The sequence below is a fragment of the uncultured Mailhella sp. genome (genome assembly GCF_905187505.1).
Classification (GTDB): domain Bacteria; phylum Desulfobacterota; class Desulfovibrionia; order Desulfovibrionales; family Desulfovibrionaceae; genus Mailhella.
Genome location: NZ_CAJJIC010000124.1, coordinates 1 through 7,336 on the forward strand (window position 1 = coordinate 1; position 7,336 = coordinate 7,336).

Consider the following 7,336-nt stretch of genomic DNA (forward strand, 5'->3'; position numbering starts at 1 on the left):
TGAGTTTTTCTGCAAAGGCCATAACGGCTCCTTTCTGCTGCTTGTTGGCTTAAGCGCGACATGGAGGCGCTTGTGGGAGGAATTCCCCTCACGAAGGAGTTCTTTTTCTTTTCCGATCCGCCGGGACCGGAAACCCTGGGGCGATGCCGCCGGGCCGTTGTGGGAAAAGGCAGAACGATGCTGCTCTGCGAGCCCGCAGCCCCGGCAAGGGCTGCCCGGAGGGCCGGACAGATCCGGGAGCAGATGCGCAGCATCGGTACGGATTTCGTGCGGGAGACCTACCGGGAGCGTCTGCGCAGACTGACGGGCAGAAGAGCGGTATTGAAGCTGGGGGCGCTGAGCAAGAGCGTTTTTTCCGAACGCCGCGTTCATGCTGTCGATGCCGTTCGGGCGGTCTTTTCCGCGCGGAGGGACGGTGTCGTCGCAGGAGGCGGAGCGGCCTATGTTCACGCTCTTTCCGCGCTGGAGGAGCTCTCGTCGGCATCCATGGAGGAGCAGGCCGCTTCTTCCATGATGAACGAAGCGCTTGTCGCTCCGTTCTGTCGCGCACTGCAGGGAGCGGGAGTGCGCTGCCCTCTGTGCCTTGCGGAGGAGCTGAGGACGATGGGAACCCTGTACGGATATGACGGCCGGACGGGACGCTTTGCCGTTACGGTCGAGCCTGCCCGCGCGGCAAGGGAAGATCTTGGCAGAGCGGTGCGCATTGCGGAAAAGGTGCTGACGCTGGGCGCCGTCGTTCTTCGCAGGACTGGAACACGCCTGCCGTGAGCGCTCCTGCCTTCCCCGAGGAAGAATGCGGATGATGAAAAGGCCCGGCTTCTTTTGAAAAAGAAGGCCGGGCCTTTCGTGTGTTCAGAAGAAATCAGGCGATGTCGAAATCGTCTGCCACGGGTGAACCGGGCAGTCTTTTCAGCTTCGAGGCGTCGAGATTGAAGAAGTCCGCGGCGTTCTGATACATGATTCTGGGCAGAATGTGATCAAGAAAGCCGCAGTTCAGATAGTAGTCGACCAGTACGCTCATGTCGCCCAGCGGGTAGGAGGAGGCAAAGACATAGTTGCCGGGGTTCATGTAGTTGGCCGAGTCCACATAGCCCCGCCAGCCTGCGGTGTTCATGATGTAGAAGTCGGGCTGAACCATGACGTTCTTGTTGAGGAACAGATAGGCGGCTATTTCGTTGACATGGGGCCAGCAGCCGTGGACCAGCAGCGTTTTCAGACGGGGGAAGTCGTCATAGATGTGCTTCAGCCTGACCGGGTCGCTGCCGGAGGTGTCGGGATAGGCGGGAGCGTTGTGGGTAAAGCTCACCACGACGCCGTGCTTTTCGCACAGTTCGTATATGGGCCAGAACTTGTGGTCGTCCACAAAGCGGGGCGTGGCGCCTTCCACGTCGGCCACCAGGCCGGTTTCCAGAGAAACGCCGAGCAGCGGGCCGTCGATGCAGTACTTTTTTATCTGCTCCAGATTGTATTCCATGGGGTCTTCGGGAAAGATGGAGGCAATGCCTGCGAAGCGGTCGGGATAGTCTTCGGTAAGATCGACCACGTCCTGGTTGTCCACCCACATGTGGTCCTGTCCCTTGCGGCCGGGAGCAATGGCAAAGTCGATGCCCGCCGCGTCCATTTCTGCAAGACAGTCATCCAGGGAATGCGTTCTTACCGAAGGTGCGGCGTGCCCTCCGAACATTCCCGACCATTTTGTGGCGTGTTCAAAGTTATGTATCAGCGAGTCCTTGCCGGCAGTAAAGCCTTTATAAGGCGGACGAATGCGGGTGTCGATGATCATGATGACTCCTTTTTCTGTAAAAAGTTCATGCCTTCCTCTGACGCAATAGATAAAAAATAATATATTGCTTGATAATAACAATAAGAAATTTTTTATGACCTTTGATGTTTCAACAGAAAAAACTTGTGACCGTGACGCAGAATGTCCCGTTGTCGTTCATGTCTGACGCACAACGGCGACCGCATCCGGTGTCGGAAGCGGACCCTTGTTGGAAGATTGTCATGTCCGCGGGCCGTGCGGGAAGGGAGAAATGTCTGAGGGCATGGGAAGGAAGCGGCGGAATGCGGCGACATGGGGGCTGGCCGTCTGTCCGGAGGCGTTGCCCCGTCGCCTTCATGCGCGAAGTTCAGCGGGGAACAGGGAAAGAGGCCCGCACAGGCCGGGGCATAAAAAAAGGTGGCGGACTTCCCGGAAAGTCAACCACCTGAAAGAACGTCGGACGTGAAGGTTTCAGATCATGAACCGAGGCGCAGCATGAGGTGCGCCATGTTTCTGCCGAGATTCCTCATGTTGTCCATACCTTCTTCATCGTTCTTTACGTCGCCGGGCATTTTTCCGTAGACCATGTTCCAGTACGTGGAACCGACCACGAACATTTCATGATTGAGGAAAAAATGGTGCATGGCGTCCACGGCCGCGAGACCGCCGCCGCGTCTGACGGCCGCGACGGCTGCGCCTGCCTTGTGCCGGAACAGACCGGGCCGCATGTCGGCCACGACGGCTGCACGCTCCAGGAGCGCTTTCATTCTGGCGGAAACGTCCGCCGAATAGACGGGGGAGCCGAGAACTATGCCGTCCGCTTCCACCATCTTGTCGAAAATTTCGGCAAAGGCGTCCTGACGAAAGACGCAGGAGCCGTTTTGGGCGCAGGCAAAGCAGGCCCGGCACGGTTCGACGGTCAGATCGGCAAGCTGAACGAGCTCGGTGCTTATTCCCGCCCGTTCCAGTTCTCCGAATACTTCCCGGATAAGTGCGGCGGTGTTTCCATCCTTGCGTGAACTTCCGTTGATGCCCAGTACTTTCATGATGTTTCCTTTTTTTGGGGGACAGGAAGACTGCCCGGTCCGTCATGACCCTGCTGTCCGTGAGCTTTCGGCTTATGTCGGAGCAGGGCGGTCTTCCCGGTTTTCGGGACAATGGGATCATGCGTCGCTGCACGGCCGCGAGCGGCAATGGTCGCGGCCGCCTCCGTCCGGTGCTTTCGCGTCGACGGCAAAACGGTCCGGCGGGTTCCGGCAAAGAACGGACCGGCCGGAGAGTCGTGGCCTGCGTGTCCTTCGCATCCGACGCAGGCGTGCGGGCAGTCGGAATCCTCATGGGCACAGGAGCGCGTCATGTCAGTCGCGTTTTGCTGCTCCTGGAGGGCGTCGGCACAGAAGAGAACCGGAGTCCGGCGCGACGACCGTCGTTTTGGGAGGAGAAAACGGCAGAATTTCCGGTCGCGTTTTAGAAGGCGGCGCATGGAGGGCCTTGCCTGATTTCATGCCAGTATAAGAGAACGGCGGGGTAAGGGCAAATGCCGGGAGTGAATAGGTCGACATAGTCGGCGGGCATGAAAGGGAAAACGTGGTCGGGCAGAGCCTGCGGAAAGACGGATGGCGGGGAGCAGGCGTGTCGTGTCTGCTGCCGCGGACTGTGCGCATGAGAGGCGGCAGGGGCAGGGATCGGCGTGAAGGGAAGAAGAAGCGGGGAGCGGACGAAAAAGGCCGGACGAGGAAAGGTCGTTTTTGTCCGGCCCGTGCGCGGCCGGTCGCCGGGCCGCGCACGCAATCGTAAGAAAGGTATCAGCGTTTTGCGGGAGCGATTTCGGAGTAGCCGTTCCAGGCGAAGAGGGGCGTTTCCTGCTCATCGCCGTACACGTTGTTCACAGAGCAGACATAAAGGTAGTGATCGCCGACGTCGATGAATTCGCGCAGGCTGCATTCGATGGCGACCGCGCTGTGTTCGGGAATCTGAATGTCGCAGCCGGAAAGGTTCTTGAGGGCGATGCCGAAATCCTTCGCCTTGTTTTTGGTCCTGCCCGTGGAGCAGCCGCACTGCATGACCTGTTTTGCGAGGGCTTCGCCCGGAATGGTCAGCACGACCTTCTTCGTTTCCCGGACCCGTTCCCCCGTATAGGAGGTCTTCATCATGGCAAAGCCGATGATTTCGGGATTGAGGCTCAGATAGGTCCACCAGGAGACCGTGCCCAGATTGGTGTCTCCCGAAGGGGTCAGGGAACAGACGAGGGAAACGGGATTGGGCGAAGTGAGCTTCGCCGCTTCGATAAGAGAAAGAGCTTTCATCATGACTCCTTTCACGCTGCGTGCGTGAGGTTTGCGGCAAAAGAACCTGAATCAGGCGCGTCGTCCCATGTCTGCGGCATCGGCAAGCGCCCTGTGTCCTTTCATGGCCCCGCATTCGTTGACGCCGGTGACGAACAGACGGCCTCTGTCCTTCCAGCCCTTGAAGCCGATCATCTGCCGGTACGATTCGGCGGCTCCGGCAAAGGAGCGGAGAAAGTGACTCTCTCCGCACATGAGCAGCATGGTTTCCCTCACCGGGGTGTCGCGCAGCTTGTTCTTTTTGGAGTAGGGATAGAGCCTGTCCATGACGCACTTGATGTGCCCGCTGAAGCTGTACCAGTAAAGAGGGCTGCAGAAGACCAGCATGTCCGCCTTTTCGAGCAGAGGGTGGAATCTTTCAAAGCTGTCTTCCATGACGCAGGGCCTGCCCGTGCTCCAGCATCCTTCGCAGTGCATGCACGCGCGCATGGGATCGCGTCCGGCGGAAAAGATGTCCACCGTGTGACCGGCCTCGCGCGCGCCTCCGGCGAAGGCTTCGGCCAGAAGATCGCTGTTTCCCTGCATTCTTCCGCTGCCGGTCACGAGCAGAATATGCTTTTTCTGGCCGGAGGCCGGAGTCATGAAGGATTCCACCTTCACGGAGGACATGGAGGAAACGTGCCGGTACAGCAGCCCTCCCGCAGCGGCGATGAGGGCCGCTCCCGCGCCGAAGAACGCCCTCCTGCGCGAGAGAAGGCCTCTGCCGGAACTTTCGGCATCGTTGTGAGATTCGCTCATGTCGGATTCCGTCTACAGGGAGGCGCCGAAGCGGAAGGCTTCGTCGATCACGGGCGTTCCGGCCACGGCTCCGGCATCAAACACGCCTCCGGCCAGCACGTGTCCGAGATCCTTCCATTCAAGGAAGCCGAGAAGTGCCTGATAGTAGTCCAGCGCAGGCTTCCAGTTGTCGGCGCTGTTGCCTTCAGCCGCCATGATGAGCGCGCAGTCCTTTTTGGGATTGGCGTAGCCGGGATTGCACTCGGCCACGGCGAAGAGACGGTCGAAGGCCGTCTTGAGCTGGCCGGAGAAGCCCCAGTAGTACATGGGCGAGGCCAGCACCACGATGTCGGCTTCCTTGTAGGCGGGATAGATCTGAAGCATGTCGTCCTTCTGCACGCAGGGAGCGGCGGGGGCCTTGCCGCCCTTCACGCAGCCGAGGCAGCCGTGAATGTTCATTTTCTGCAGGTCGAAGCGGGTGACCGTGTGACCGGCGCTTTTTGCGCCTTCGGCAAAGGCGTCGCACAGCATGGCGGTATTGCCCTTCATGCGGGGGCTTCCGTTCAGAATGAGAATGTTCTTGCTCATGACGTTTCTCCTTATGAAAAGAATGCAAATGGTGAAGCTGCCTGTTCCCCGGAGGAAAACGGGCAGACGAAATTTCTTGTTGTCCGGCGGCGTGCGGTCGTTACAGAGACTGCTTGAGTCTGCGGCTCACCATGAGCTCGAGATCTTCGTCCGTGCTGGATCGCAAAACGTCGTCTATGTCGTCCAGAACGCGGCGCTTTGCCTGAGCGTCGCTGTTGGAAAAGCGGTAGTTGAGCGGATTCAGGTAATGGATGCCGTCATAGAAGACGTCTATGGTCAGATTCTGCAGAAAAGCGCGGAGTTCTTCGATCTTTTCCCGTTCCGAAGCCTCGATGAACTCGCCGCGTGCGGCCATGTCGAAAAGAGGCGTGTGCCTGAACAGCGTCATTCCCGTGGTGGTGATGAGCTTCGGGTGAACTTGATTGAACATCCTTGCCGTGTCTTCGCCGCAGACCTTTCCGGTTCCCCTGCCGCCCATGCCGAGGATGTAGAACGCCGTGTAGCTGATGCCCGCCTCGTCCAGCCGAAGAAGCTGCTCCACCGACTGCGCGGAAGTCTGTCCCTTGTTCATGAGTCTGAGCGCATCGTCGTTGCCGCTTTCCGTACCTATGTAGAGATGACGCAGGCCCATGCCGCAAAGCTCCCGCAGCTCTTCCATGCTTTTTCCGGCAATGTCGGCGATGCGGCTCTGCATGCTCACGCGCCTGAAGCGGGGGATGCGGCGTTCTATGACCTGCAGGTACTGGCGCAGCTTGTCCGAGGGCAGGGCAAAGGGATTGGAACCGGTCATGTATATGGCCGTGTCGTCGGGAAAGCTCCCCCGAAGGGACGCGATTTCCTCTTCAAGCCGCATCGGTGTGACAGCCATGAAAGGATAGCCGCGCGAAACGTAGCAGAAATGACACTTGTTGTACGTACAGCCCTGCGTGGCGCGAAGAAGAAGCGAAGAGGCTTCCTGCGGCGGCCGCATGGCCGGTTCCGTGAATGTCATGGTCATACTCCTGATGAAGAGGCCTTCATTGATCTGAAAAAATATTTAGTGATCACTATAAAAATGTCAAGGGATTTTTCTGCGGTGATCGCGGGAAGGGGCCGGCGTTCAGTTCAGAGGGGAAGGCAGCATGCGGACGGCATGAGCGGCAATGGCTTTCAGTTCGGACTGAAAGAGACCGTCCCTGGCCTGAATGGAGAGTCCTTCGAGCATGGTGTTCAGTGCGCCGGAGAGGGCGGGTACGTCCGTGTCCGGGGGAATCTGCCCGTCCTTGATTGCGCGCCTGAGCCTGTCGGAAAACATCTGTTTCGTTTCCATGCGCAGCGCTTTGACCGCTTCGATGATTTCCGTTTCCTCGTCGGAAATGTTGACGGCGGCAAGTACGACCATGCACCCGCAAGGCGTTTCGGGAGAAAGAAGTATCTGTGCGGATTCGTTGAAGAAGTTTTTTACGGCGCTGTAAATGTCCGGGTCGTCCAGAAAGCGCCGGGCGGGTTCTTTCCAGTAGGTTTCCTCATAGAAGTTCACGGCTTCGAGAAAGAGCGAGGCCTTGTTGCCGAACGTGGCGTAAAGGCTCGGGGGGTTGATTTCCATGGCCTTGCACAGTTCTGAAACCGACGCCGGGGCATAGCCCCGCCGCCAGAAGACTTCCAGGGCGCGGCGCAGAGCCAGCGTACGGTCGAAGGCGCGGGGACGGCCCTTGCAACGGCGTTCGGAAAGGGATGCGTTTGCAGACATAGGGGAAGTTTCCATGATGAAAGGGAAGGTTGGGAGAAACGTTTTTTATAACGTTTGCTTTGAAGAAAAAACATATTTTTCTACGATTATTTCAAGGGAAATATAGGATAAAAATCGTCAAAAAGAAAGTTTTATATTTTTTAGCATATGCTAAAAATATAAAGAGGCATTCGTTCGAGTCTGATGCCGGAGAGG

The 7,336-nt window shown here is 58.1% G+C and carries 8 protein-coding genes; 1 reads left to right on the forward strand and 7 read right to left on the reverse strand.

The window, feature by feature from the left end:
• The first annotated feature begins 72 nt into the window (after positions 1–72).
• Positions 73–768, forward strand: a complete 696-nt coding sequence (locus QZZ60_RS09690) for a TCP-1/cpn60 chaperonin family protein (RefSeq protein WP_295640916.1) — start codon at positions 73–75, stop codon at positions 766–768.
• Between the two features lie 94 nt (positions 769–862).
• Here QZZ60_RS09690 and QZZ60_RS09695 read toward each other — a convergent pair whose 3' ends face one another.
• From QZZ60_RS09695 to QZZ60_RS09725, 7 genes are all read right to left on the reverse strand, one after another.
• Complete coding sequence (locus tag QZZ60_RS09695; protein ID WP_295640918.1) at positions 863–1,783, reverse strand: amidohydrolase family protein; 921 nt, start codon at positions 1,781–1,783, stop codon at positions 863–865.
• Positions 1,784–2,238: 455 nt separating this feature from the next.
• Complete coding sequence (locus QZZ60_RS09700; RefSeq protein WP_295640920.1) at positions 2,239–2,808, reverse strand: flavodoxin family protein; 570 nt, start codon at positions 2,806–2,808, stop codon at positions 2,239–2,241.
• 759 nt (positions 2,809–3,567) lie between these two features.
• Positions 3,568–4,068 carry a flavin reductase family protein gene (locus QZZ60_RS09705; protein WP_295640922.1) on the reverse strand — a complete coding sequence of 167 codons (501 nt, stop codon included), beginning with the start codon at positions 4,066–4,068 and terminating at the stop codon, positions 3,568–3,570.
• 51 nt (positions 4,069–4,119) lie between these two features.
• Positions 4,120–4,845 (reverse strand): flavodoxin family protein, encoded by a 726-nt coding sequence (locus tag QZZ60_RS09710; RefSeq protein WP_295640924.1) that lies wholly within the window; start codon positions 4,843–4,845, stop codon positions 4,120–4,122.
• A gap of 12 nt (positions 4,846–4,857) precedes the next feature.
• Positions 4,858–5,412 (reverse strand): flavodoxin family protein, encoded by a 555-nt coding sequence (locus QZZ60_RS09715; RefSeq protein WP_295640926.1) that lies wholly within the window; start codon positions 5,410–5,412, stop codon positions 4,858–4,860.
• A 100-nt stretch (positions 5,413–5,512) separates the two neighbouring features.
• Positions 5,513–6,403 (reverse strand): radical SAM protein, encoded by an 891-nt coding sequence (locus QZZ60_RS09720; RefSeq protein WP_295640928.1) that lies wholly within the window; start codon positions 6,401–6,403, stop codon positions 5,513–5,515.
• A 108-nt stretch (positions 6,404–6,511) separates the two neighbouring features.
• Positions 6,512–7,141 carry a TetR/AcrR family transcriptional regulator gene (locus QZZ60_RS09725; protein WP_295640929.1) on the reverse strand — a complete coding sequence of 210 codons (630 nt, stop codon included), beginning with the start codon at positions 7,139–7,141 and terminating at the stop codon, positions 6,512–6,514.
• Positions 7,142–7,336: the final 195 nt, after the last annotated feature.